Here is a 25,008-nt window from a genome sequence, read left to right on the forward strand (position 1 = left end):
GACCAACCCCGAAAGATCAGCCCAGCCAAGCGAGGACCAAAAGGCACTGGCTTTTAGCACACTGTTGAGTTCTCAAGAAACGGACACACACCGTCCGGAACCCGACTCTCGCCGGACCCCGTCTGGGGCAACCCTTCTATCTTACCGTTCCCGCTCCGTTTGTCAACCCCCAGATCCGAAGATCTTGAAACCGACAAGCAAAAAGCCAGAACAGGCCCCTCCAGACAACAGTCACCCCGACCGGCGAACCGGCCGCAGCAGCCACATCCAGAAGTTCCCCTACGGGCCGACCACCGCTCTCAGCAATGTTCCGCATCCCGTCTCAGGGCGACCACACCATGCTACCTCGCTCGGACCGTGGTCCGAACCAGAAGCACTCAGTGTGGGTTCCCCCTGGGCCGGCCACCTTCCGGCGTCCCGCTCCCCTGGGGGCGAAGAGAACATTACGGCCACCGGGAAACACCGTCAAATCGGCGGGCTCGATCGCGTAGGCGCAGATCGCAATCCGAGTCGATCTCTTCGTCATCGACTCAGAGGATTCGACGATTCGCAAAAAGCGTGCTCCCGGATCACCGGGATCTCTGCTCGGAACTGCTGTCGATCGCCGAGGCGATCGCCCCAACAGTCGCAGGCATCGCCGGGATCGCCCACCTCGCCCGCGTTCGTGGTCAACCGACGAGCGTTCCGGGGATATTCCCGGCGGCTCGATCGGGCGCTGGTGCCCAGGTTCCCCGTCCGTGTGGGAGCGGCCACGAGGCCAGTGCTTCTCGGCGGTCCGAGCGGACCGGTTCACATCCCGAGCTGTCCGCTCCCCGGTGTCGTCAGGAAGGGGCGGCCCGGCACGATCGCGCCGGAAGCGCCCTGCCCCCGGCACCGCGGACGGCCGGTCCCATAGCTCCGGCAGGCCTCCGAACGACAGGGTCCGCCGACGATCGCGCCGACCCCACGCCAAGCCACACCAAGCCACGTCAGGTCGCGGAGAGCGGCGTGGGCGGCGCCCGGCCAACCCGGGTGCCGCCCACGTGCGTTGGTTACGAGTCGACCGTCACTCCGCCGATGTTGCGCTTGCCGCGCCGCAGGACGAGGAAGCGGCCGTGGAGCAGGTCGCTCTGGTCGGGCACTGCCGCCTCGTCGGTGACCTTGACGTTGTTGACGTAGGCCCCGCCCTGCGCGACCGTACGGCGTGCCTCGGACTTGCTGCCCACCAGGCCCGTCGCCGCGAGGAGGTCCACGACCGGCGGCAGCGGTCCGGAGGCCGTTGTGGACGGCACCTCGGCCAGCGCGCTGGCCAGCGTGCGCTCGTCCAGCTCGCCGAGGTCGCCCTGGCCGAACAGCGCACGGGACGCGGCGATCACCCGCTGTGTCTCCTCCGCCCCGTGGACGAGCGTGGTGAGCTCCTCGGCGAGGGCTCGCTGTGCGGCGCGAGCGGCAGGGCGTTCGCTGGTCGCCTTCTCCAGCTCCTCGATCTCCTCGTGGCTCCGGAAGCTGAAGTACTTCAGGTACGTCACGACGTCACGGTCGTCGGCGTTCAGCCAGAACTGGTAGAAGGCGTACGGCGAGGTCAGCTCGGGATCGAGCCAGTAGGTCTCGCCTCCGGCCGTCTTGCCGAACTTCGTGCCGTCGGCCCGTGTCACGAGCGGGGTCGTGAGCGCGTGGGCGCTTCCGCCCTCCACCCGGCGGATGAGGTCGACGCCGGCGGTGAGGTTGCCCCACTGGTCGCTGCCGCCGGTCTGCAGGCGGCAGCCGTACCTGCGGTACAGCTCGAGGAAGTCCAGGGACTGCAGCAGCACGTAGCTGAACTCGGTGTAGCTCATTCCGGTGGTGTCCAGCCGCGACTTGACCGTCTCCCGCGCGAGCATGCGGTTGACGGGGAAGTGCTTGCCGATGTCGCGCAGGAACTCGATGGCCGACATGGGCCCGGTCCAGTCGAGGTTGCTGACGATGAGGCCGCGGTCGTCGGCCAGGTCGACGAAGCGGGAGACCTGCCTCCGGATGCGCTCGACCCAGCCGGCGACGACCTCCTCGGAGTTGAGCGTACGCTCGGCGCTCTTGCCGCTGGGGTCGCCGATGAGTCCGGTGGCGCCGCCGACCAGCCCGATCGTGCGGTGGCCCGCCTGCTGGAACCGGCGGAGCGTCAGGAGTTGCATCAGGCTCCCGACGTGCAGTGAAGGCGCGGTCGGATCGAAACCGCAATAGAGCGTGACCGGCCCCGAGGCGAGCATGGCCCGCAGTTCGTCCAGGTCGGTGGACTGTGTGATCAGGCCTCGCCAGGCGAGATCGTCCAGTATGTCGGTCACGTTCTTCCTCGTCTCGTACGTACGTCCGGTCCCTTCCAAGGATGCCGGACCGGTTCGGCATCAAGGTAACGGGTCGTCCGGTGGGTCTCCCACCGATTTGCCGCCAGGCACCGCCGCGCCTGGCCGACCTCTCAGGCCGGGAGGCCCTCGGCGTCCGCGACGGCGGCGAGCAGACCTTCGAGCGTGGCGCGCTGTCCGGCGTCGAGCGCGGCGGTCTCTCTCGTCACCGACGCGGCGCTGACCCGGGCCGGGAGCATGCTCCTGCGGCCCCGACCACCGTAGCTGCGCGCCGATCGCGCAGCGGCCCGCCACCCGCGTCGCGATCCGGGACTCACGTAGCGATCCGCCACCCACCGGCACTCACATAGCGATCCGCCACCCGCGTCGCGATCCGTCGCTCACGTAGCGATCCGCCACCCGCGTGGGATCCGCAACCCGCGTCGCGATCCGGCGCTCGCGTCGCAGTCCGCTGGGCGATCGACCCGTCGCGGCGGGCCGCGGACGGCCTAGCGGCGCGTCTCCGGCGTCGGCCGCCGGCGGGCCGTGTGCAAGCGGTACGCGGAGACGCTCGGATCCCCGTCGATCCAGAACCGCCAGGGCACGTCCTTGGCGCTGGTCACCCCCGTACGGGGCCCGGTGCGCACCTCCGCCGACGACGTCCCGGGCAGCACGCGCAGAGGGCTCTCCGGGTCACAGACGTCGGCGCCGTAGAGAGCCCGGTCGATCGCCAGGGCCTCGCAGAGCCGGGCGGGGCCCCGCGCTAGATCGCGGACCGAAGAGCGCGGACGGCGGACCATGGCCAGCTCCCGGCCCTCGATGATCTCACCGGCGCGGATCAGGACGGCCGCCGCGGTGCCCTCCCCCAGGCACACGAGGTTCACGCAGTAGTGCATGCCGTACGTGAAGTACACGTACGCGTGGCCGGGCGGACCGAACATCACGGCGTTGCGGTCCGTCCGGCCCCGGAAGGCGTGCGAGGCCGGATCGAGGGGGCCGGCGTACGCCTCCACCTCCGTCAGGCGCACCGCGACCGTCCCCTCCGGCGACGAGCGTTCGAGGACGCAGCCGAGCAGGTCCGGTGCGACCTCCTCGGGCAAGCGGTCGAAGAACGCGCGCGGGAGCGGAGCGCTCATCAGATTCCCGAGGCCGCCCAGGCGGCGTGGCCGTCGACGAGCGAGCGCAGCGTCGTCAGCTGCTCGGTGACGCGCTCCGGAGAGGTGCCGCCGTACGCCTTGCGAGCGGCGAGCGCGCCCTGGACGGAGAAGACGTCGCGTACGTCCGGGGTCAGGTGCGGGGAGACCTTGGCCAGCTCGTCGTCGGTGAGGTCGCCGAAGTCCTTGTCGTTGACCTGGCACCACACGACGAGGTGGCCGACGACCTCGTGCGCGTCACGGAACGCCACGCCCTTGCGGACCAGCAGCTCGGCGACGTCGGTGGCGAGGGCGAAGCCCTCGGGCGCGAGGGACTCCAGGCGTTCGGTGTTGACGCGCATGGTGGCGATCAGGCCGGACACCGCGGGCAGGACGAGCAGCAGGGTGTCGACGGCGTCGAACACGCCCTCCTTGTCCTCCTGCAGGTCGCGGTTGTAGGTGAGCGGCAGGCCCTTCAGGGTGGTCAGCAGCGCGGTGAGGTGCCCGATGAGCCGGCCGGACTTGCCGCGGGCCAGCTCGGCGACGTCCGGGTTCTTCTTCTGCGGCATGATCGACGACCCGGTCGCGTAGGTGTCGTCCATCTCGATCCAGCGGAACTCCTGGGACGCCCAGAGCACGACCTCCTCGCCCAGCCGCGACAGGTGGACGCCGATCAGCGCGGCCGCGGCGAGGAACTCGACGGCGAAGTCGCGGTCGCTCACGGCGTCCATCGAGTTGGGCGCGGCGGCGGTGAAGCCCAGCTCCTCCGCGACCGCCTCCGGGTCCAGCGGCAGCGAGGACCCGGCGAGCGCGCCGGAGCCCAGCGGGCTGATCGCGGCGCGCTTGTCCCAGTCGCGCAGCCGGTCGACGTCGCGGGCGAATGCGTGCACGTGCGCCAGCAGCTGGTGCGAGAACAGCACCGGCTGGGCGTGCTGCAGGTGGGTCATGCCCGGAGCCGCGACACCGAGGTTGTGGTCGGCCTGGGCGATCAGCGCGGTCTCCAGCTCCACGAGCCGGGACACGACCTGCCGGACGTGGTCCCGCAGGTAGAGCCGCATGTCCGTGGCGACCTGGTCGTTACGGCTGCGGCCGGCGCGCAGCTTGCCGCCGAGGGCGCCGAGCCGTTCGAGCAGGCCGCGCTCCAGCGCGGTGTGGACGTCCTCGTCGGCGACCGTCGGTCGGAACTCGCCGGCGCGGCAGGCGTTGTCCAGGTCGTCGAGCGCGTCGAGCATGCGGCGCAACTCGTCGTCGGTGAGCAGGCCCGCGCGGTGCAGGACCCGGGCGTGGGCTCGCGACCCCAGCAGGTCGTACGGGGCGAGCCGCCAGTCGAACTGCACGCTGACCGACAGGCGGGCGAGGGCCTCGGACGGACCGCCCTCGAACCGGGCGCCCCACAGCCTGGTCGGCGTCTTGTGCTGCTGGTCGTCCGTCACGCTGTTCTTCTCCCCTGGAAACTGTCGGCAGGCGTCCGCGACCTGACCGGCCGCCGATGCGAAACTACTGCATGGCGGCCCGGCCGTGTCGGCGGGTGCCGCCCGGGCCGTCGGGCCCGGAGCATTGATGATGGACATGTGCCGGCCGGTCCCGCGTGGCCGACGGCGGCCGGGAGACCGACCGGCCGAGGTGGTTCAGCCGAGTCGGCGGTCCCGCTTGGCCGCGATCTTGCTCGGCAGGCTCCACAGCTCGACGAAGCCCTTGGCGAGGCTCTGGTCGAACGTGTCACCGGTGTCGTACGTGGCGAGGTCGTAGTCGTACAGGGACGCGGCGCTGCGCCGTCCCGTGACGACCGCCCGGCCGCCGTGCAGGGTCATCCGGACGTCGCCGGACACGTGCTTCTGGGCCTCGCTGATGAAGACGTCGAGCGCCTCCATCAGCGGCGAGAACCACAGGCCGTCGTAGGCCAGCTCGCTCCAGCGCTGGTCCACGCCGCGCTTGAAGCGGGCGAGGTCGCGTTCGACCGTGACGTTCTCCAGCTCCTGATGGGCGGTGATCAGCGTGATCGCGGCCGGTGCCTCGTAGACCTCGCGGCTCTTGATGCCGACCAGGCGGTCCTCGACCATGTCGAGGCGGCCGACGCCCTGGGCGCCGGCCCGCTTGTTGAGCTCGGCGACGAGCCGGTACGGGCTGAGCGCCCGGCCGTCCAGCGCGATGGGGACGCCTTCCTCGAAGGTGATGATCACCTCGTCGGCCTCGCGCGGCTGCGCCGGGTCCGACGTGTAGGCGTAGACGTCCTCGATCGGAGCGTTCCAGATGTCCTCGAGGAAGCCGGTCTCGATGGCGCGGCCCCAGAGGTTCTGATCGATGGAGTACGGCGACTTGGACGTGACGTCGATCGGCAGGCTCTTCTCCTCGGCGAAGGCAATGGCCTTGTCCCGCGTCCAGGCGAAGTCACGGGCGGGCGCGATCACCTTGAGCTCGGGAGCGAGGGCCGACAGGCCGGCTTCGAAGCGGACCTGGTCGTTGCCCTTGCCGGTGCAGCCGTGTGACACCGTCGTCCCGCCGTACTCCTTCGCGGCGGCGACGAGGTGCTTGACGATCAGCGGGCGGGACAGCGCGGAAACCAGCGGGTACCGGTCCATGTAGAGGGCGTTGGCCTTGAGGGCGGGGAAGCAGAAGTCCGCCGCGAACTCCTCCTTGGCGTCGACGACGACCGCTTCGGCGGCGCCGCAGGCGAGAGCGCGCTCCCGGATGACCTCGAGGTCCTCTCCGCCCTGCCCGAGGTCCACGGCGACGGCGACGACCTCACCGCCGGTCTGCTCGGCGAGGTACGGGATGGCGACGGAGGTATCGAGACCTCCGGAATACGCGAGTACGACGCGTTCGGTCATGACGATGGCTCCAGTATTCGAAAGTCTGACGCTGACGGCGGGCGCCGCCTGAACGGCGCCCTGGGGGTGCCCGGTGGATCTCCGACCGGACACCCCTAGGCTCGTCGCTCGGCCTTCTCGGGGGCCGCCGACATGATCGGGGCGGTGCTGCGGGGGACCTGGACGGTGCCGCCGTCGGGGTCGGCCGCCGGGTCCCAGGAGGAGTCGGTGGGCGCGCCGCCCACGCCGCCGCGCGCGACTCGTGGGGCCCGGTCGTCCGGGCGCCGCTCGGTCAGCGCCAGCAGCGCGGCCGCGAGTTCGTCGCCGCCCGCGGGGTCACGCGCGATGACGAGGACCGTGTCATCGCCGGCCACGGTGCCGAGCACGGTGGGCCAGTCGGCGTGGTCGATGGCCGAGGCGAGGAACTGCGCGCCGCCGGCCGGGGTGCGCACGATCACCAGGTTCGCGGAGGCCTCGGCGGAGACCAGCAGCTCCTGGGCGAGCCGGGCCAGCCGGCCGCCGAACGTCTCGGCGGCGCCGGTCCGGGCCCGGCGGATGCGCTCGCCGCCCTCCCCCGGCACCGCGTAGATCAGCGTGCCGTCCGCGGCCCGCAGTTTCACCGCGCCGATGTCGACGAGGTCACGCGACAGGGTGGCCTGGGTGACGTCGACGCCGGCGTCGGCGAGCAGCCGGGCCAGCTCGCTCTGGGAGTGCACGGCGTTGCGGCCGAGCAGCTCGATGATCCGCGACTGCCGCGCCGTCTTCGTCAGCGGTGTGGTCATGACGTCGCCCCCAGGATTCCCGGCAGGGCCGTGACGAAGGAGGCGGCCTCGTCCGGCGTGATGATCAGCGGTGGGGCGAGCCGGACCGCCTGGGGCGCGACCGCGTTGACGAGGAAGCCCGCGTCGCGGGCGGCGGCCTCGACGGCGGCGGACTTGGGCTCGGTGAGGACGATCGCCCGCCACAGCCCCCGGCCGCGTACGCCCGCCAGGAGCGGATGGTCGATCGCTTCGATGCCGGCGGCGAGCTGGTCGCCGACCTTGGTGACGTGCTCGAGGAGGCCCTCGCGCTCGATGGTGTCCAGCACGGCCAGCGCGGCGGCGCAGGCGACGGGGTTGCCGCCGAACGTGGAGCCGTGATCGCCCTTGCCGAACGCCGTGGCGTACGGGCCGAAGCCGACGCAGGCGCCGATCGGCAGCCCACCGCCCAGCCCCTTCGCCAGGGTGATCACGTCGGGCCGTACGCCCTCGTGCTGGTGCTGGAACCAGGTGCCGGTGCGGCCGATGCCGCTCTGGATCTCGTCGAGGACGAGCGCCGCTCCGGTCTCGTCGCAGATCGCCCGCGCGGCCGCGAGGTAGCCCTCCGGCGCGGGGATCACGCCCGCCTCGCCCTGGGTCGGCTCGAGGAAGACGGCCGCGCAGTCGCCGGTGACGGCGGCCCGCAGCTCGTCGACCGAGCCGTACGTCACGAACCGTACGTCGGTGGCGAACGGGCCGAACGGCTCGCGGATCGACGCCTTGCCGGTCAGTGCCAGCGCACCCATCGTCCGGCCGTGGAAGCTGCTGTCCGCCGCGACGACGTAGCTACGGCCGGGACCGACCTGCCGCCGGACGAGCTTGTAGGCCGCCTCGTTGGCCTCGGTGCCGGAGTTGGCGAAGAAGACGCGCCCGTCGCCGCCCAGCAGCGCGAGCAAGCGCTCGGCGAGCAGCACCTCCGGCTCGTGCAGGAACAGGTTGGAGGTGTGCGCGAGGGCGCCGACCTGCGCGGAGACCGCCTGGACCAGCGCCGGATGGCCGTGCCCGAGCGCGGAGACCGCGATGCCGCCGATGAGGTCGAGGTAGGGGTTGCCGTCGGTGTCCCAGACCCGGCAGCCCTCGCCGCGGGCGAGCGCGAGCGGCGGGACGCCGTAGTTGGGCATCAGCGCGGCCTCGAACCGTGTCCGCAAGTCGTTCATGCCGGCACCACCATGGTTCCGATTCCCTCGTCGGTGAAGATCTCCAGCAGCAGCGCGTGCGGCACCCGGCCGTCGAGCACGTGGGCCTGCGGGACCCCGCCGCGCACCGCGCGCAGGCAGGCCTCCATCTTGGGCACCATGCCCGCTGACAGTTCGGGCAAAAGTTTCTCCAGGTCGTCGGCGGTGATCTGGTCGATGACCTCCGAGGGGTCCCCGGAACCGTCGGCCGGCCAGTCGGAGTACAGACCCTCCACGTCGGTCAGCACGATCAGCTTGCTGGCCTGGAGGGCGGCGGCCAGCGCGCCCGCCGCGGTGTCGGCGTTGACGTTGTAGACCTCGCCGTCCTCGCCGCGGGCGATGCTGGAGATCACCGGGATGCGGCCGTCGTCGAGGAGGCTGCGGACCGCTCCGGCGTCGACGTCGACGATCTCGCCGACCTGGCCGATGTCGATCTGCTCGCCGTCCACCACGGCGGCCTTGCGCTCGGCGGTGAACAGCCGGGCGTCCTCCCCCGACATGCCGACACCGAACGCGCCGTGCTGGTTGAGCAGGCCAACGACGTCGGGGCCGACCTGGCCGACCAGGACCATGCGGACGACGTCCATGGTCTCCGGCGTGGTCACCCGGAGACCGGCCTTGAACGTGCTCTTCAGGCCCAGCCGGTCCAGGTGCGCGTTGATCTGCGGGCCGCCACCGTGCACCACCACCGGGCGCAGCCCGGCGTACCGGAGGAAGGCGACGTCACGGGCGAAGGCCAGCCGCAGGTCGTCGTCGACCATGGCATGCCCGCCGTACTTGATCACGACGGTCTTGCCGTGAAACTCCTCCAGCCACGGCAGCGCCTCGATGAGCGTGGCGGCCTTCTGCAGGGCGGCCTCGCTGGCGGCCGTGCGGATCTGTGGTTTGGGGCTCATGAGGAGTACGCCGAATTCTCGTGCACGTAGTCGGCGGTGAGGTCGGTGGTGTGCACGGTCGCGGTGTGAGGGCCGGCGCTGAGGTCGACGGTGATGGTCACGTCGCGGGGCCGCATATCGACCTTGGAGCGGTCGTCGCCGAAGGATCCGTTGCGGCACACCCAGACGCCGTTGATCGCGACGTTGAGGCGGTCGGGGTCGAAGACGGCCTCGGTGGTGCCGACGGCGGACAGCACGCGGCCCCAGTTGGGGTCCTCGCCGTGGATCGCGCACTTGAGCAGGTTGCTGCGGGACACCGCGCGCCCGACCAGGACCGCGTCGTGGTCGTTGGCCGCGCCGACGACCTCGATCGCGATCGCCTTGGTGGCGCCCTCGGCGTCGAGCAGCAGCTGCCGGGCGAGGTCGGCGCAGATGTCGGTGACGGTCTCGGCGAGCTCGTCCTCGGACGGGCTGACGCCGCTCGCCCCGCTGGCCAGCAGCAGGACGGTGTCGTTGGTGGACATGCAGCCGTCGGTGTCGAGCCGCTCGAAGGTCACCTCGCAGGCCCGCCGCAGCACCCGGTCGAGGGTCGCCTCGTCGACGTCGGCGTCGGTCGTGATCACGCAGAGCATGGTGGCGAGGGCCGGCGCGAGCATGCCCGCGCCCTTGGCCATGCCGCCGACGGTGTAGCCGCGGGTCGCCCGGCGGAAGGCGATCTTGGCGACGGTGTCCGTGGTCCGGATCGCGTCGGCCGCCGGCAGGCCGCCGTCGCGCGACAGCTCGCGGGCGGCCTTGTCGACGCCGCTGAGCAGAGCGTCCATCGGCAGCCGCTCGCCGATGAGACCGGTGGAGCAGACCGCGACCTCGCCGGCCGAGTCGCCGAGGACGTCCGCGACCTTCTCGGCCGTCTGGTGCGTGTCCTGGAAGCCCGCCGGGCCGGTGCAGGCGTTGGCCCCACCGGAGTTGAGGATGACGGCGCGCACGTGGCCGCCGCGCAGCACCTGCTCCGACCACAGCACCGGCGCGGCCTTCACGCGGTTGCGGGTGAAGACGCCGGCCGCCGCGCGGGACGGACCGTCGTTGACGACGAGGGCGAGGTCGCGCTCACCGCCCTTCTTGATGCCTGCGGCGAGCCCGGCCGCTCTGAATCCAAGGGGGGCGGTGACGCTCACGGGGCGACTCCGATCATGGTGAGACCCATTGCTTCTGGCAGACCGAGGGCGAGGTTCGTGCTCTGCACGGCACCGCCGGCGGTGCCCTTGGTCAGGTTGTCGATGGCGGCCACCGCGACGACGCGCCCGGCGCGCTCGTCGAGGGCGACCTGGACGACGGCGGTGTTCGCGCCGAGCGTCATCGCGGTCGCGGGCCACTGGCCCTCGGGCAGGAGGCGGACGAACGGCTCGTCGGCGTAGGCGGCGGCGTACGCCTCCCGCAGGCCCTGGGCGGTGACGCCGGGCGCGGCCCTGGCCGAGCAGGTGGCGAGGATGCCGCGGCTCATCGGCGCGAGGGTCGGCGTGAACGACACGGTGACGGGGTGCCCCGCCACCGCGGACAGCTGTTGGGTGATCTCCGGGGTGTGGCGGTGGACGCCGCCGACGCCGTACGCGCTCATCGAGCCCATGACCTCGCTGCCGAGCAGGTTGGGCTTGGGTGCCCGGCCCGCGCCGGAGGTGCCGGACGCCGCGACGATCACGGCGTCGGGCTCGGCCAGCCCGGCGGCGTACGCGGGGAACAGCGCGAGCAGCGACACGGTCGGGTAGCACCCCGGCACCGCGATGCGCCGCGTGGCGCGGAGCCGCTCGCGGTTGCCGGGCAGCTCCGGCAGGCCGTACGGCCAGGTGCCCGCGTGCGCGCCGCCGTAGTAGTGCTCCCAGTCCGAGGCGTCGGCGAGCCGGAAGTCGGCGCCGCAGTCGACGACGAGCACGTCGTCGCCCAACTGCTCCGCGATCGGCCCGGACTGGCCGTGAGGCAGGGCGAGGAAGACGATGTCGTGACCGGCCAGGGCCTCGGGTGTCGTCTCGGCGAGGATCCGGTCGGCCAGCGGGTGCAGATGCGGCTGGTGCGCGCCGAGTGGTGTGCCCGCGCTCGCATTCGCGGTCAGCGCGCCGATCTCGAGCTCGGGGTGCCCGGCCAGCACACGCAGCAGCTCACCTCCCGCATAGCCGCTCGCTCCGGCGATCGCCGCACGCGTGCCCATCGTCTCCTCCTCCGTGGCGCTGTGTTAAGTATGCATTTCGCTGCATCATCATGCAAGCGCCTTTCCGGTTCCCGGGAAACCGCTAAGGTCCCGTCCATGCGCCGGATCGCCCTGCTCTCCCTGCCCCTGGCCGCCCTGCTCGCCGTCACCGGATGCGGCTCCGGTTCCACGCCGAAGGCCGCCAAGACGACGGCGGCCGGCCAGGCCGACTGCGGGAAGGTCGACGCCGCCGGCGGCGCCCCGGCGTACCTCAAGGTGACCAAGGGTTCGGCGTCCTGCGCCGAGGCGGTCTCGGTGTACAAGGCGTTCTTCGCCGAGATCGCCGAGGGCAAGGCGCCGGGCCAGGGCAGCGGCGGCGAGCTCTCGGTCCAGGGCTGGTCGTGCGTCATCTACCCGCCCGACCAGATCCAGCAGAACGGCCGCGGCGCCGACTGCACGAAGAGCGGCGCCACCGTCACCGCGTTCCAGAAGGCGGGCTGACCCCGCGTCGGGCCCGCCCCGGCCCTGACGCTCACGGAAGCTCACCCCCGGTCCTGACGCTCGCGGAGGACTTCCCGGCGAATCTTCAACGGCGTATATCTGGGTATGCCGTTTTGCCCCGATATATACATGTTTTGAGGGAGATTCGCCGTGGCTCACCACACGGAACTCGAGCGCAAGTACGACGCCGACGCCGACTTCGTGCTTCCCGACCTGCGGGAAGCCCGCGTAAAGGTCGGCGAACCCGCCACGCACACCCTTCAGGCCCGGTACTTCGACACGGAGGACCTGCGGCTCGCCGCCCACGGGATCACGCTGCGCCGCCGGCGCGGCGGCGATGACGCCGGATGGCACCTCAAGCTGCCGGCGGGCAAGAACACCAGGCGAGAGATCCAGCTGCCGCTCGGCGACGGCGGTGAGCAGGCTGTGCCCGCGGAACTCGCCACGCTCGTCACCGTCCGCACGCGCGGGAGGCCGCTCGTGCCCGTGGCCGAGGTGGAGACCCGCCGGATCGAACGCCCCCTCCTGGGCAAGAACGGCCGGGTGCTGGCGAAACTGGCCGACGACACGGTGCACGCGCACCCCTTCGGCGGGAGCGGCGGCGAGGTCCGCCTGATGGCGTGGCGCGAGATCGAGATCGAGGCCGTCACCGCGTCCGACGACTTCCTGTCGGCCGTCGGCGACCACCTGCTCGGCGCCGGCGCCCGGGAGTCGGCGGCCCGATCCAAGCTGGCCCGCACGCTGGAAGCGGTCCCCTCCTCCGACCGGCGCGCGGACACCCGCACCGCCGGAGGGGTCCTCGTAACCTATCTCGCCAAGCATTTCGACAAGATGCTGGCGTACGACCCGCTCGTCCGCCTGGCCGACCACGACGACGACACGGTGCACAGGATGCGCGTGAGCGTACGGCGGATGCGCAGCCTCCTCCGCACCCATCGGCGCATGATCGATCCGGCCCGCGTCGCCGGCCTCGACGCCGAGCTGAAGTGGCTGGCCGACGTGCTGGGCGAGGTCCGTGACCTGGAGGTGCTCCGCGCGCGGTTCGAGCGGCGCCTGGCGGACCTGCCCGACGCCGATCAGCGGCCGACGTGGCTGGCCGCGATGGCAGCGGAGGAGCTCCGCGCTCGCGACCGGCTGCGCGCGAGCCTGTTGGCACCGCGGTACCTCGCTCTCCTCGACGCGGTCGACGCCTTCCTGGCCTCCCCGCCCCTCATCCGCGGACACGCCCGCCGACCGACCCGGCGCGAGACGGCCAAGGCCGTCGACAAGGCCTGGCGGACGATGCTGCGCCGCCATGCCCGCTCCGCCGAACTGCCCCCGAGCACGGCCCACGACGTCGCCCTCCACGGCACCCGTAAGGCCGCCAAGCGGGCCCGCTACACCGCCGAGGCCGCCGTGCCCGCCCTGGGCTCCCCCGCGAAGAAGCTGGCCCGCCGCGCGGAGCGGCTGCAGGAGGTGCTCGGCGCCTACCAGGACGGCGTGGTCGCCGCCGAGCGGCTCGGTGATTTCGCCCGCCGGCCCGGGACACCGGCCGCCGAGGCCTTCACCGCCGGCCGGCTCGCCGAGCGGGAGGAACACGATAGGGAACGCGAGCTGCGGAATCTGCCCGCCGCCGTGAAGAAGGCCGCCAAGCGCGGGCCGCGCCGCGCCCTCCGGAAGAAGTGACCCGCGCGGGCCCACCTCCGTCTTCAGGCCGCGACCGCCCGGTCGACGTCCCCGGGCGTGTCCGGTGGATCCACCTCCGGCTGCGCGGCGACTCGGGTTGGCCAAGGCTTCTCCCCGATTTCCCCCATGCGCCGTGGAGCGTTGCTGATCGCTTGAGAACACTGTCCTGCCCCGCTGATCCGACCCCGAGGCAGGCCATTCATGACCGACATCAACCGTCGACGATTCATGCAACTCGCCGGTGGGACGGCCGCGATGACCGCGCTGTCCACGAGCATCGCCCGGGCCGCTGAGGTCCCCGCGGCCCGTCGCACCGGCACTCTGCGGGACATCGAGCACATCGTGGTCCTCATGCAGGAGAACCGGTCCTTCGACCACTACTTCGGCACGCTGCGCGGTGTGCGCGGATTCGGCGATCCGCATCCCGTGACGCTGCCCAGCGGCAAGCCGGTCTGGAACCAGTCCGACGGGACCAAGGACGTCCTCCCGTTCCACCCGGACGCGACCGACCTCGGCCTGCGGTTCCTCCAGGACCTCGACCACAGCTGGAACGGCGGGCACGCCGCCTGGAACGGCGGCGCGTACGACAAGTGGGTGCCGGCCAAGACCGCCACCACGATGGCGTACCTCACGCGTAAGGACATCCCGTTCCACTACGCGCTGGCCGACGCCTTCACGATCTGCGACGCCTACCACTGCTCGATGATCGGCCCCACCGACCCGAACCGCTACTACATGTGGACCGGCTACACCGGCAACGACGGCACCGGCGGCGGCCCCGTCCTCGGCAACGACGAGGTGGGCTACTCCTGGACGACCTATCCCGAGCGCCTGGAGAAGGCCGGGGTCTCCTGGAAGATCTACCAGGATGCCGGCGACGGCCTCGACGGCCCGGGCTCCTGGGGGTGGACGAACGACGCCTACATCGGCAACTACGGCGACAACTCACTGCTCTACTTCAACCAGTACCGGAACGCCAAGCCCGGCGATCCGCTCTACGACAAGGCACGGACCGGCACCGACGCCAAGCACGGCCAGGGATTCTTCGACATCCTCAAGGCCGATGTTCAGGCCGGCCGGCTGCCGCAGATCTCGTGGATCGCCGCGCCCGAGGCCTTCACCGAGCACCCGAACTGGCCCGTCAACTACGGCGCCTGGTACATCTCCCAGGTCCTGAACGCGCTGACGGCCAACCCGGACGTGTGGAGCAAGACGGCGCTGTTCATCACCTACGACGAGAACGACGGCTTCTTCGACCACGCCGTGCCGCCGTACCCGCCGTCGTCCTCGGCGCAGGGCCGTTCGACGGTCGACGTCGCCGGCGAGATCTTCCCGGGTTCCGGCCAGAGCGTCGCCGGTCCGTACGGCCTGGGGCAGCGCGTCCCGATGTTCGTCGTGTCGCCCTGGAGCAAGGGCGGCTGGGTGTGCTCCGAGGTCTTCGACCACACCTCGATCATCCGGTTCATGGAGCAGCGCTTCGGAGTTCACGAGCCGAACATCTCGGGCTGGCGCAGGGCCGTCTGCGGCGACCTGACCTCGGCGTTCGACTTCGGCCACACCGCCGCCCGGATGCCCGCGCTCCCCGACACCAGCGGCTATGTCCCGCCGGACCGCGACCGGCACCCCGACTACATTCCGACCCCGCCGGCGAACCCGGCGCTGCCGAAGCAGGAGCGCGGGCTGCGCCCCGCCCGGCCGCTGCCGTACGACCTGGCCGCCGACGGCCGGGTGGGAGCCGACGGTCTGGCGATCGACTTCGCCGATCACGGCGAGGCGGCCGCGACCTTCTACGTCACCTCCACGACCCACGCGAACGGGCCCTGGACCTACACCGTGGGCGCGGGCCGACGGCTCTCCGCGACGTGGAGCGGGACGGGCGCGTACGACGTCCGGGTGCACGGTCCGAACGGCTTCTTCCGGCGACTCGCCGGTCACGGTGGCAGTGCCGGCCCCGAGGTGGCCGCGCGCCACGACGGCGGCCGTGAGGAGGTCCAGCTGGTGCTGACCAACGGCGGCAAGGACCCCGTACGGCTCACGGTCAAGGACGCCTACGGCAACGGGCGCACGGCCACGTACCGGGTCCAGCCGGGCGCACGCGTCGTACACGTGGCATCGGCGGGTCGCAGCCACGGCTGGTACGACCTGTCGGTCGTCTCCGACCACGACGACACGTTCCTGCGGCGGCTGGCCGGCCACGTCGAGACCGGACGCCCGAGCACGAGCGACCCCGCGATCGCCACGAGCTGAGCACGGGGACACCCCGGCCTCGCCCTCACTGCCGCCGAGCGTCGTGGGCGAGGCCGACCGGGTCCGCTGATCCCTCGGCGACCGATATCGCCGGCATCTCGTGCGCGGGCCGATGTGACACGACCGCGCCGTGATCACGCTTGCGTGATCACGGCGCGGTGTTGGGGCGTATCCGGTGGATCTCCGTCCGGATGGCTCCTGGGTCAGGCTCCGCGAAGGACGGCGCCGACCCGCTCGGCCGCCGCGGCGACGGCGGCGTCCCGGACGGCGGTGGTCTCCTCGGCCGTGAGCGTACGGTCGGACGCGCGGAACCGGAGCGTGTAGGCGAGCGACTTGTTCCCCTCGCCGACCTGCTCACCGGTGTACACGTCGAAGAGCCGGATCGACTCGAGAAGGTCCCCGGCGCCCTGCGCCTCGACGCCCGCCCGGAGCGCGGCCTCCACCTCGGCGGCGGGGACGGGCCCGGCCACGGTCAGGGCGATGTCCTGGGTGGCCACCGGGTACGTCGCGACGTGCGGCGCGACCACGGTGCCGGACGCCTTCGGCTCCAGCAGGCTCAGGTCGAGCTCCATGGCGCAGGCGCGGGACGGCAGGTCGTACGCCTTGGTCACCCGAGGGTGCAGCTCCCCCGCGTGGCCGACGAGGGTCCCGTCGGCGAACAGCGCGGCGCAGCGGCCGGGGTGCCAGGGCGCGTGCTGGTCCGCCTTGACCTCCAGCTCGACGCCCGCCTCGGCCGCGACGATCCGGGCGGCCTCGATGGCGTCGGCCCAGGTCGCCGGGCGGCCCTCGCCCCACCAACCGGCCGGCTCCCGGGCCCCGGCCAGGACCGCGGCGACGCGCAGCGGCTGGTCGGGCAGCGCCGCCTGGATGGCGGCGAGCTCCTCCGCCGTGGGCGCGCGGTCGACCGGCGGCCGCGGCGGGGTCGGGGCGTCCGGACGGGGCCGGTAGACGAGGCCCGTCTCAAACAGGGCGACGTCGGCGAAGCCGCGCCCGACGTTGCGGCCCAGCGTGCGCAGCAGCGCCGGGAGCAGCGTCGTGCGGAGGAGCGGCTCGTCCTCGGTGAGCGGGTTGGCCAGCCGCAGCGCGCGCCGGCGGGCGTCGTCGGCGGGCAGCTGCAGGGCGTCCCAGTCGCCTGCGGACACGAACGGGTAGTTGATCACCTCGTCGTAGCCGGCCGCGGCCAGGGCCCGGCCGACGCGGCGGCGCAGCCGCTGCGCCGGGGTGAGACCCCGCCCGGCGACCGAACGCGGGGCGCGCGCGGGGATGTTCTCGTAGCCCTCGAGCCGGATGACCTCTTCGGCGAGGTCGTTCGGGTCGCGCAGGTCGGGCCGCCAGGACGGCGGCGTCACGGTGAGGACGTCGTCGTCATCGGGGACCCACCGGCCCGGCATCACAATGACCTCGCAGCCGACGTCACGCAGCCGCTTGACCACCGTGTCACGGCCGTACGCGACGCCCGCGACGCGGTCCGGGTGGCCGGCCGGGATGGTGATCGTGACGTTCTCCGCCGGCGCCTCGGCGTGCGTCACGCCGGGCAGCACCTCGGCGCCGCCGAGCTCGGCCAGCATCCGCGCGGCCTTGTACGTCGCCACCAGCGGCAGGTCACGGTCGACGCCGCGCTCGAAGCGGTACAGCGCCTCGCTCCTGAGCTTGTGGCGGCGGCCCTGCCGCGCCAGGTCGCTCGCCGAGAAGTGCGCACCCTCGATCACCATGTCGGCCGACTTCTCGTCGATCTCGGTGTGCAGGCCGCCCATCGTGCCGGCCATCGAGATCGGGCCCGACCCGTCGGTGATCAGAACGTCGTCCGGGTGCAGGTCCCGTACGACGTGGTCGAGGGTCTCCAGCCGCTCGCCCGGCTCGGCCCGGCGGACGACGATCTGGCCGGTCAGCTTCGCCCGGTCGAACGCGTGCAGCGGCTGGCCCAGCTCGAGCATCAGGTAGTTGGTGACGTCGACGGCCAGGGACACCGAGCGCATACCGGCGCGGGCCAGCCGGACCCGCATCCACAGCGGCGACGGCGCGTCCGGCGCGAAGCCGCGCACCTCCCGGAGGACGAAGCGGTCGCAGCCGGTCGGGTCCGCGATGCTCGCCGGGTACGACTCGCCGGTCTCGGCCGGGAGCTCGACGTCGGCGGGGTCGCGGAACGGCACGTCGTACGCCGTCGCGACCTCGCGGGCGACGCCGCGGATCGAGGCGGTGTAGCCGCGGTCCGGCGTGATCGCGAGGTCGAGCACCTCGTCGCGGAGCCCGGTCAGCTCGACGAAGTCGGCCCCGAGGGGCGTGTCCGCCGGCAGGATGAGGATGCCGGGACTGCTCTCGGCCAGGCCGAGCTCGGCCTCGGAGCAGATCATGCCGTCGGACACCCGCCCGTACGTCTTGCGCGCGGCGATCGCGAACCCGCCGGGCAGCGCGGCGCCCGGCAGCGCGACCGGCACGCGGTCGCCGGCGACGAAGTTGGTCGCGCCGCAGACGATGCCGCGCGGCTCGCCTTCGCCGACGTCGACCTGGCAGAAGCGGATCGGCTTCTTGAAACCGCTGAGCTCCTCGATCTCCAGGACCTGCCCGGTGATCACGCCGGTCACGTCGTGCCCGACGGCGTCGACGGACTCGACCTCCATACCGGCGGCGATCAGCTTCTGGGCGATGTCACGCGCGGTGACCTCGGCGGGCAGCTCGGCGTACTCCCGCAGCCACGAAACAGGGGCGCGCATCAGATCTCCATCCCGAATGCCTGGGTGAAGCGCACGTCACCCTCGAACATGTCGTGCATGTCCTCGACCCCGTGCCGGAACATCAGCGTGCGCTCGACGCCCAGGCCGAACGCCCAGCCGCTGTAGCGCTCCGGGTCGACCCCGGCGGCGATCAGCACGCGCGGGTTGACCATGCCGCAGCCGCCCAGCTCGATCCAGCCCTCCGACCGGCAGGTGCGGCAGGGCTCGCCGCCGGGCTCGGCCGAGGCGCCGCGGCAGACGAAGCACTGCATGTCGACCTCGGCGGACGGCTCGGTGAACGGGAAGTAGTACGGGCGGAAGCGGGTCTTGAGCCCTTCGCCGAACATCCCCGTGACGAACGCGCCGATGGCGCCGCGCAGGTCGGCCATGGTGATGCCCTCGTCGACGACCAGGCCCTCCATCTGGTGAAAGACGGGGCTGTGCGTCGCGTCGAGCTCGTCGGTGCGGAAGGTGCGGCCGGTGCAGACGACGTAGACCGGAAGCTCACGGGTCAGCAGAGCGCGGATCTGGACCGGCGAGGTGTGGGTCCGCAGAACGAGGCCCGAGTCCTCCGACTCGACGAAGAAGGTGTCCTGCATCTCCCGCGCCGGGTGGGCGGGCGGGAAGTTCAGCGCGTCGAAGTTGAACCACTCGGCCTCGACCTCCGGCCCCTCGGCCAGTTCGAAGCCCATGGAGACGAAGACATCGGCCATGCGCTCGGCGATGGTCGTCACCGGGTGCCGGGCGCCGCGCGGCGTGCGGTCCCACGGCAGGGTTACGTCGACGGCCTCCTCGACGAGGACGCGCTGGTCGCGCTCCTCCTCCAGCTCGACCTGACGCGCCTTGAGCGCGTCGGAGACCTCACGGCGGGCGGTGCCGACGCGCTTGCCGGCCTCGGCCTTGGCCTGCGGCGGCAGGGCGCCGATCTCCCGGTTGGCGAGCGCGAGCGGCGAACGGTCGCCGGCGTGGGCCAGACGGACCTGCTTCAACTCGTCGAGGCTCGCGGCCGCCGCGATCGCGGCGAGCGCCTCGTCGCGCGCGCGGGCCACCTCGTCCGGGTGGAGCGCGGTGACCTCGACGGGGTCATATGACTTATTAGGTGCGGACATGTTCGGATTACTCCAGCAGTGGCGGAACGGCGATCGAGTCTAGTCGGCGCACGGCCTCCAGCCCGGGATCCGGGCCATTACACGATCATGGCGGACCCGTGCCGGTCGGGAAGCCCGCGGCGCTCTCAGGCGAAGTCTGGAGCCCCTGCGGGCAGGCTAAATCGGAACTCGGCGCCGCCGCCGGGGGCGCGCCGCACGTCGATGGTGCCGCCGTGCGCCTCGACGAGGCCCTTCACGATGTAGAGACCGAGGCCGGTGCCCCCGCGGGGCTGGCCGTGGCCGCGCCAGAACTGGCGGAAGACGCGCTGGGCCGCCTCGGGCGGGATGCCCTCGCCCTCGTCGCGCACCGCGACGACGGCTCCCCGCGTGCTCGCGTCCGGCTCCACCACGATCGTCACAGTACCAGCACCGTGCCGGACGGCGTTCTCCACGAGGTTGCCGAGGATCTGGTCGATCTTGTCGGGATCGAGCCACATCTCCGGCAACTCGCCCGGCACCTCCAGTACGAACCGGTCCGGCGACTCACCCGCGGCCACCCGGCCGGCGATGATCTTGCGGGCCTCCTCGACCACGTCGACGACCTGGCGGCGCATCTCCAGCCGGCCCGCCTCGATGCGGGAGACGTCCAGCAGCTCGGTGATCAGCCGGGTCACCCGGTCGGCGTCGGAGTTGACCGTCTCGAGCATGACGCGCTTCTGGTCGTCGTTGAACCGGTGCCACTTGGCCAGCAGGGTGGCGGTGAAGCCCTTGACGCTGGTCAGCGGCGACCGCAGCTCGTGCGCGACAGTGGAGACGAGGTCCGCTCGGCCGCGCTCGTGACGGGCGCGCTCGGCCGCGTCGCGCAGGGCGACGGTGAACGAGCGCACGGTGCCGTCCCGCTCGCGGTCGTAGGACGCGGTGACGAGCAGCTCGGGCCCGTCGCCGAGGTAGAGCGGCCGCTCCGGGTGACGGGTGCGGATCGCCAGACCGCCGTACGGGTCGAGGCACTTCCACCAGTCCCGGCCGTCGGCGTCGCGCAGCGGCAGGACGTCGGTGAAGTCGCGGCCGAGCGCCCTGGCCTTCGGCATGCCGGTCAACCGCACCGCGGCGCGGTTGAACACGACGACCCTCCGGTCGGCGTCGGCCACGAGCAGCCCGTCGGGCAGCGAATCGGGGCAGACCCCGTACGACGCCGCCCGCCCGGCGGAGGGCTCAGAGCCACCTGGAACCGGTCCGCCCACGACCCCCGCCACCTCCCCCGGCTCCATATTTACCGCGACAGCCTGACTCTAGTGCGGACGGCGGAAATCCCGCCACGCCGGAGTTGTTAACGTCCGGTGTTCCCGGCATGTCGCCTAGTACGAGTCAGTGCTGAAACGCCTCGTCGACGGTGTCATATGTGGGGAACAGCGCGTCGAGCCGGGTGATTCGCAGAATCCTCCGCTGAGCGGGCCGCACCCCCGCGAGACAGAGCGTGCCGCCCTTCTCCCGGAGCCGGTTGCCCACCGCGACCAGCGCGCCGAGCCCGGCGGCGTCACAGAAGCTCACGGCCCCGAAGTCGACGACGAGGTGGATGTGGCCGCTGTCGGCCAGCCTCAGGAGATCCGCGCGCAGCCGCCCCGCCGTCTGCACGTCGATCTCACCGCCGATCGCAACGACCGCGACGGCGCCGGCGCGCCGCACCACCGTGGCGGCCATCGCGCGGCCGGCCATCTGGCACCGGTGTGCGCCCCCGCGCGCCATCGGAGACCTGCTCGAGAGCCGCTCGCAGCTCATCGCCGATCGTCGGCGAGGCAGCGGAATGCCCTTTATGTTCGTATTCAACCGTTTTGCCCCGTTCATCGGAATCTTCGTTGATACCGTGACGGCCGCCCCGAAGCGCGAACCGCCGTCCGGCCGGTTCACCGATCCGGCACGGCGGAATCAACAGCATCGATCATGTCGGCTTTTGTTCGATTGAACGAATCGGGACGCCGATTTGTTACAGCGGGAAGACATCCTTGTTGCGTTCGGTATCGGATGCCTGCTCCCATGGCCGCAATCACCTTTTGCCGCCGGGCCGGATGGCGAGCTACGTGCGATCCGGGTCTCAGGAGGGGGTGCCGGAACGCTGTGCCCGGGCCGAGGCGTACAGGCACACGGCGGCCGCGGTGGCGAGGTTGAGGCTCTCGGCCCCTCCGTAGATGGGAACGCGCACGACCTCGTCGACCGCGCCCAGGATCTCCTCCGGCAACCCCCACGCCTCGTTGCCGAACACCCAGGCCGTGGGGCCGGCGAGCGTTCCCGAGTCGAGCGCGGCGTCCAGGGAGCACGTGCCGGCCCCGTCCGCCGCCAGGACCCTCAGGCCGGACTCCTTGAGCGCCGGGATCAGCATGTCGAAGCGCGGCCCGACCACGACCGGCAGATGGAACAGGCTGCCGGCCGAGGCGCGCACGCACTTGCCGTTGTACGGGTCGACGGAGGCATCCGTGAAGATCACCGAGTCGGAGCCGGCGGCGTCGGCGGTGCGCAGGACGGTGCCGGCGTTCCCGGGATCGCGAACGTGCGCCAGCACGGTCACCAGACGCGGAGGCGGCGCGAGCACGCCCTCGAGGTCGACGTCGACGAACGCGCAGACGGCCAGCAGGCCCTGCGGGGTGACGGTCTGGGCGAGTTCGGCCATGACCTCGCCGCTCACCCGGAAGATCGGGACGCCGGAGCGCTCCGCCTGGACGACCAGGTCGTGGTGGCGGTTCTCCGCCTCGGCGGTGGTGAACAGCTCCGCGAGGACGCCGTCGAGCGCCAGGGCCTCCCGTACCGCCTGGGGGCCCTCGGCGAGAAACCGCCGCTCGCGGCGGCGGAACGCGCGTTTGGCGAGCCGACGAGCCGCCTTCACCCGTGGTGATCGAGTGGAGATCAGGTCGCGGCCCGCCATCAGCGTCGTTATCTGCGCGGTCAGGCGGCCGCGCTGCCCTCGGCGGGCAGCGCCTTCTTGGCCGTCTCGACGAGGACCGTGAACGCCGCGGCGTCGTTGACCGCGAGCTCGGCGAGCATGCGACGGTCGACCTCGACGCCGGCCTCGCGCAGGCCCTGGATGAACCGGTTGTACGTCATGCCGTTCGCGCGGGCCGCCGCGTTGATCCGCTGGATCCACAGGCGACGGAACTGGCCCTTGCGGTCCTTCCGGTCACGGAAGGCGTACGTCATCGAGTGGAGCTGCTGCTCCTTGGCCTTGCGGTACAGCCTGGACCGCTGGCCACGGTAGCCACTCGCCCGCTCGAGGACGACCCGGCGCTTCTTGGCGGCGTTGACCGCCCGCTTCACGCGTGCCACGTCTTGAACTCCTTCGTGGAGGCCGTGCCTTGTGAGCTCCGGCCGGTCGTTCGACTAACGGGTCTGCCGGCACCGAAGGGGTGCCGGAGCCCGGCGATCAGGTGGTGCCGGGCTTACTCGCCGAGCAGCTTCTTGATCTTGGTCTCGTCGTTCTTGGACACCACGACCGCTCCGTCGAGCCGGCGCGTGCGCTTCGTCGGCTTGTGCTCGAGCAGGTGGTTGCGGTTGGCGCGGCGGCGCATGACCTTGCCGGTGCCCGTCAGCTTGAACCTCTTCTTGGCACCACTGTGCGTCTTCATCTTCGGCATGGTCGCCGACGTCTCCCTAAGTCCGAGCGCCTCGATCCGGGCATACGGCGGCTCCACGCGGAGCGCCGTACGCCTGAGAGGCGCGTGTGCTTACCTCTTCGCGAGACGACCCCGCTCGGTGAGCAGGGTCGTGGCGGAGCGGGCCCGGTCAGGCCGGGGAACCGTGCTCCTCCTGCTGCCGTCGCGCACGACTTCCCGTCGCGGTGCGCGTTTCGGCCTTTGCCTCGCTCTTCTTCTTGTGCGGTCCGAGGACCATGATCATGTTGCGGCCGTCCTGCTTGGGACGGGACTCGACGAAGCCGAGCTCCTCGACGTCCTCCGCCAGCCGCTGCAACAGCCGGAACCCCAGCTCCGGCCGGGACTGCTCGCGGCCACGGAACATGATCGTGACCTTGACCTTGTCACCTGCCTTGAGGAACCGCTCGACGTGGCCCTTCTTCGTGCCATAGTCGTGCGGATCGATCTTCGGCCGGAGTTTGATCTCCTTGATGACCGTGTGCGCCTGGTTACGTCGCGCATCGCGGGCCTTCATCGCGGACTCGTACTTGAACTTGCCGTAGTCCATGAGCTTGGCCACGGGCGGCCTCGCGGTCGGGGCGACCTCGACGAGATCAAGGTCGGACTCCCGGGCAAGGTCGAGTGCCTTGGCGATCGGTACGATGCCGACCTGTTCGCCGTTCGGACCGACGAGCCGGACCTCGGGCACGCGAATGCGCTCGTTGATACGCGGTTCGGCGCTGATGGGACCTCCTTGGGGCTTCCGAGCTGTCCTGACCGGCCATGCCCTGGGCTCTTCATAGGAAAAGCCCCGCATGACTCGCATGCGGGGCCATCGCCATTACCGGACGCCCCGGCGGCCGGAGCCGACGAGGCGGGCACGCCTGAAACGTGCCTGACCGGAACCCATCAGCCTCTCGTCTCCCGAAGGAGCGCAGCCGATCAGGTGGGAGATGACCTCCGCTTGCGCGCCCGGCGCGTACACGCCAGGCCAGTCAAAGGTCAAAGATATCAGCTTTCCGGCCGTACGTCGAAAGCGCGCACGTCGAACGCCGCGGTGACCTTCACCGGCTCCGCGAGCGCGGCGATGCGCGCCCGCAGGATCTCCGGTTCGGTGTGCCGGGCGCTGGGGCCCATCGTCACGAGCGACGCGACGTCGGCATGAGTGAGGGACAGCGGAAGGTCCAGGGACCAGGCGCCCGCGGGGGCGAAGCGCTCACCGACCGAGTCGGCCACGCGGTCGGCCTTCCGCTCGTCCACGGACAGCAGCCCGAGCCGTTCGATCAGCTCGCCCAGGTGGTGCGGGGCCGGAGTGACGACGATCAGCGCGCCGTCCGCCCTGAGCACCCGGTGAAACTCCGCCCCACTCCGCGGGGCGAACACGTCGATGAGGACCCCGACCTCGCCCGTGCGCACGGGCAGCGGACGCCAGACGTCCCACGCCAGGGCGCCGATCCGCGGATGCGCCCGCGCGGCGCGGCGCAGCGCGTGCTTGGAGATGTCGAGGGCCACGCCGGGCCGTCCGGGCAGCCGGTCGAGCACGGCCGCGAGGTAGTGGCCTGTGCCCGCGCCGGCGTCCAGCACGCAGCCCTCGCCCGGGTCGAGGGCCGCAGCACGCTCGGCGACCAGCTCGGCGAGCGGGGCGAAGTGGCCGCCGCCGAGGAAGTCCGCGCGGGCGGCGACCATCTCCGGGGTGTCGGCCGTGCCGAGGTGCGCCTTGCCGGTCAGCAGGTTGGCGTAGCCCTGCCTGGCGATGTCGAACGCGTGCCCGGCCGGGCAGCGCAGGGCCGTCGCCGCGACGGCCAGATCGCCGGCGCAGATCGGGCAGCGGAGGTACGGGACGACGTCGGCGAGCACCCTCCCATGATGGTGCAGGCGAACGGGCACTTCGTCTCGTTCGGTGGCGATATATCGATCATCAG

At 71.7% G+C, this 25,008-nt stretch carries 20 protein-coding genes and 1 pseudogene; 3 read left to right on the top strand and 18 right to left on the bottom strand.

What is annotated here, in order from left to right:
* Positions 1-1,031 precede the first annotated feature (1,031 nt).
* The 9 genes and pseudogenes from tyrS to argC form a co-directional block, all read right to left on the bottom strand.
* Positions 1,032-2,297, bottom strand: coding sequence for a tyrosine--tRNA ligase (gene tyrS / locus AB0I04_RS19450; RefSeq protein ID WP_360886181.1), 1,266 nt, complete (start codon positions 2,295-2,297; stop codon positions 1,032-1,034).
* Positions 2,298-2,803: 506 nt separating this feature from the next.
* The gene (locus tag AB0I04_RS19455; protein WP_360886183.1) at positions 2,804-3,430 is read right to left on the bottom strand and encodes a DNA-3-methyladenine glycosylase; all 627 of its coding nucleotides are present in this window, start codon (positions 3,428-3,430) and stop codon (positions 2,804-2,806) included.
* Positions 3,430-4,860 (bottom strand): argininosuccinate lyase, encoded by a 1,431-nt coding sequence (gene argH / locus AB0I04_RS19460; protein WP_360886185.1) that lies wholly within the window; start codon positions 4,858-4,860, stop codon positions 3,430-3,432. The genes AB0I04_RS19455 and argH overlap by 1 nt, the downstream gene beginning before the upstream one ends.
* Before the next feature lie 195 nt (positions 4,861-5,055).
* Positions 5,056-6,255: an argininosuccinate synthase gene (locus tag AB0I04_RS19465; protein WP_360886187.1), complete on the bottom strand. Its 1,200-nt coding sequence runs from the start codon at positions 6,253-6,255 to the stop codon at positions 5,056-5,058.
* A gap of 257 nt (positions 6,256-6,512) precedes the next feature.
* A pseudogene (locus tag AB0I04_RS19470) lies at positions 6,513-7,016 on the bottom strand (arginine repressor); the annotation flags it as partial.
* Complete coding sequence (locus tag AB0I04_RS19475) at positions 7,013-8,188, bottom strand: acetylornithine transaminase (RefSeq protein WP_360886189.1); 1,176 nt, start codon at positions 8,186-8,188, stop codon at positions 7,013-7,015. The pseudogene AB0I04_RS19470 and the gene AB0I04_RS19475, both read right to left, overlap by 4 nt.
* Positions 8,185-9,102 (bottom strand): acetylglutamate kinase, encoded by a 918-nt coding sequence (gene argB / locus AB0I04_RS19480; protein ID WP_360886191.1) that lies wholly within the window; start codon positions 9,100-9,102, stop codon positions 8,185-8,187. The genes AB0I04_RS19475 and argB overlap by 4 nt, the downstream gene beginning before the upstream one ends.
* Positions 9,099-10,253 carry a bifunctional glutamate N-acetyltransferase/amino-acid acetyltransferase ArgJ gene (gene argJ / locus AB0I04_RS19485; protein WP_360886193.1) on the bottom strand — a complete coding sequence of 385 codons (1,155 nt, stop codon included), beginning with the start codon at positions 10,251-10,253 and terminating at the stop codon, positions 9,099-9,101. Before argJ ends, argB begins: the two co-directional genes overlap by 4 nt.
* The gene (gene argC, locus AB0I04_RS19490; protein WP_360886195.1) at positions 10,250-11,278 is read right to left on the bottom strand and encodes an N-acetyl-gamma-glutamyl-phosphate reductase; all 1,029 of its coding nucleotides are present in this window, start codon (positions 11,276-11,278) and stop codon (positions 10,250-10,252) included. The genes argJ and argC overlap by 4 nt, the downstream gene beginning before the upstream one ends.
* A 96-nt stretch (positions 11,279-11,374) precedes the next feature.
* Between argC and AB0I04_RS19495 the strand changes: the two genes are divergently transcribed.
* The 3 genes from AB0I04_RS19495 to AB0I04_RS19505 all read left to right on the top strand — a co-directional run bounded on the left by AB0I04_RS19495 (position 11,375) and on the right by AB0I04_RS19505 (position 15,670).
* Complete coding sequence (locus tag AB0I04_RS19495; protein ID WP_360886197.1) at positions 11,375-11,758, top strand: hypothetical protein; 384 nt, start codon at positions 11,375-11,377, stop codon at positions 11,756-11,758.
* Between the two features lie 150 nt (positions 11,759-11,908).
* Positions 11,909-13,423: a CYTH and CHAD domain-containing protein gene (locus tag AB0I04_RS19500; RefSeq protein ID WP_360886199.1), complete on the top strand. Its 1,515-nt coding sequence runs from the start codon at positions 11,909-11,911 to the stop codon at positions 13,421-13,423.
* A gap of 201 nt (positions 13,424-13,624) precedes the next feature.
* A complete protein-coding gene (locus AB0I04_RS19505; RefSeq protein ID WP_360886200.1) occupies positions 13,625-15,670 on the top strand; it encodes a phosphocholine-specific phospholipase C in 2,046 nt (681 codons plus the stop codon).
* Between the two features lie 203 nt (positions 15,671-15,873).
* On the opposite strand, the gene pheT is transcribed toward AB0I04_RS19505, so the two are convergent.
* From pheT to AB0I04_RS19550, 9 genes are all read right to left on the bottom strand, one after another.
* Positions 15,874-18,381, bottom strand: a complete 2,508-nt coding sequence (pheT, locus tag AB0I04_RS19510; RefSeq protein ID WP_360886202.1) for a phenylalanine--tRNA ligase subunit beta — start codon at positions 18,379-18,381, stop codon at positions 15,874-15,876.
* Positions 18,381-19,490 (bottom strand): phenylalanine--tRNA ligase subunit alpha, encoded by a 1,110-nt coding sequence (pheS, locus tag AB0I04_RS19515; protein WP_360886203.1) that lies wholly within the window; start codon positions 19,488-19,490, stop codon positions 18,381-18,383. The genes pheT and pheS overlap by 1 nt, the downstream gene beginning before the upstream one ends.
* 125 nt (positions 19,491-19,615) lie before the next feature.
* A complete protein-coding gene (locus AB0I04_RS19520) occupies positions 19,616-20,635 on the bottom strand; it encodes a HAMP domain-containing sensor histidine kinase (RefSeq protein ID WP_360886552.1) in 1,020 nt (339 codons plus the stop codon).
* Positions 20,636-20,834: 199 nt separating this feature from the next.
* The gene (locus tag AB0I04_RS19525) at positions 20,835-21,182 is read right to left on the bottom strand and encodes an STAS domain-containing protein (protein ID WP_360886205.1); all 348 of its coding nucleotides are present in this window, start codon (positions 21,180-21,182) and stop codon (positions 20,835-20,837) included.
* 376 nt (positions 21,183-21,558) lie between these two features.
* On the bottom strand, positions 21,559-22,383 hold the full coding sequence (locus AB0I04_RS19530; RefSeq protein ID WP_360886207.1) for an RNA methyltransferase: 825 nt from the start codon (positions 22,381-22,383) through the stop codon (positions 21,559-21,561).
* Between the two features lie 20 nt (positions 22,384-22,403).
* Positions 22,404-22,781: a 50S ribosomal protein L20 gene (gene rplT / locus AB0I04_RS19535; protein WP_345356301.1), complete on the bottom strand. Its 378-nt coding sequence runs from the start codon at positions 22,779-22,781 to the stop codon at positions 22,404-22,406.
* Between the two features lie 113 nt (positions 22,782-22,894).
* Positions 22,895-23,089: a 50S ribosomal protein L35 gene (gene rpmI / locus AB0I04_RS19540; protein WP_345438553.1), complete on the bottom strand. Its 195-nt coding sequence runs from the start codon at positions 23,087-23,089 to the stop codon at positions 22,895-22,897.
* Positions 23,090-23,237: 148 nt separating this feature from the next.
* Positions 23,238-23,903 (bottom strand): translation initiation factor IF-3, encoded by a 666-nt coding sequence (gene infC / locus AB0I04_RS19545; protein ID WP_360886209.1) that lies wholly within the window; start codon positions 23,901-23,903, stop codon positions 23,238-23,240.
* A 194-nt stretch (positions 23,904-24,097) separates the two neighbouring features.
* Complete coding sequence (locus tag AB0I04_RS19550) at positions 24,098-24,943, bottom strand: putative RNA methyltransferase (protein WP_360886211.1); 846 nt, start codon at positions 24,941-24,943, stop codon at positions 24,098-24,100.
* Positions 24,944-25,008: the final 65 nt, after the last annotated feature.

This window comes from Actinoallomurus sp. NPDC050550 (assembly GCF_040655075.1).
Classification (GTDB): domain Bacteria; phylum Actinomycetota; class Actinomycetes; order Streptosporangiales; family Streptosporangiaceae; genus Actinoallomurus.

Bases quoted from the DNA above. Each gene is read 5' to 3' on its own strand.
- AB0I04_RS19455 (WP_360886183.1), bottom strand. From the start codon at position 3,430: ATGAGCGCTCCGCTCCCGCGCGCGTTCTTCGACCGCTTGCCCGAGGAG.
- AB0I04_RS19465 (WP_360886187.1), bottom strand. From the start codon at position 6,255: ATGACCGAACGCGTCGTACTCGCGTATTCCGGAGGTCTCGATACCTCC.
- AB0I04_RS19475 (WP_360886189.1), bottom strand. From the start codon at position 8,188: ATGAACGACTTGCGGACACGGTTCGAGGCCGCGCTGATGCCCAACTAC.
- argB (WP_360886191.1), bottom strand. From the start codon at position 9,102: ATGAGCCCCAAACCACAGATCCGCACGGCCGCCAGCGAGGCCGCCCTG.
- argC (WP_360886195.1), bottom strand. From the start codon at position 11,278: ATGGGCACGCGTGCGGCGATCGCCGGAGCGAGCGGCTATGCGGGAGGT.
- AB0I04_RS19495 (WP_360886197.1), top strand. From the start codon at position 11,375: ATGCGCCGGATCGCCCTGCTCTCCCTGCCCCTGGCCGCCCTGCTCGCC.
- AB0I04_RS19505 (WP_360886200.1), top strand. From the start codon at position 13,625: ATGACCGACATCAACCGTCGACGATTCATGCAACTCGCCGGTGGGACG.
- pheT (WP_360886202.1), bottom strand. From the start codon at position 18,381: ATGCGCGCCCCTGTTTCGTGGCTGCGGGAGTACGCCGAGCTGCCCGCC.
- pheS (WP_360886203.1), bottom strand. From the start codon at position 19,490: ATGTCCGCACCTAATAAGTCATATGACCCCGTCGAGGTCACCGCGCTC.
- AB0I04_RS19525 (WP_360886205.1), bottom strand. From the start codon at position 21,182: ATGGCCGGCCGCGCGATGGCCGCCACGGTGGTGCGGCGCGCCGGCGCC.
- AB0I04_RS19530 (WP_360886207.1), bottom strand. From the start codon at position 22,383: ATGGCGGGCCGCGACCTGATCTCCACTCGATCACCACGGGTGAAGGCG.
- rpmI (WP_345438553.1), bottom strand. From the start codon at position 23,089: ATGCCGAAGATGAAGACGCACAGTGGTGCCAAGAAGAGGTTCAAGCTG.
- infC (WP_360886209.1), bottom strand. From the start codon at position 23,903: ATGCGGGGCTTTTCCTATGAAGAGCCCAGGGCATGGCCGGTCAGGACA.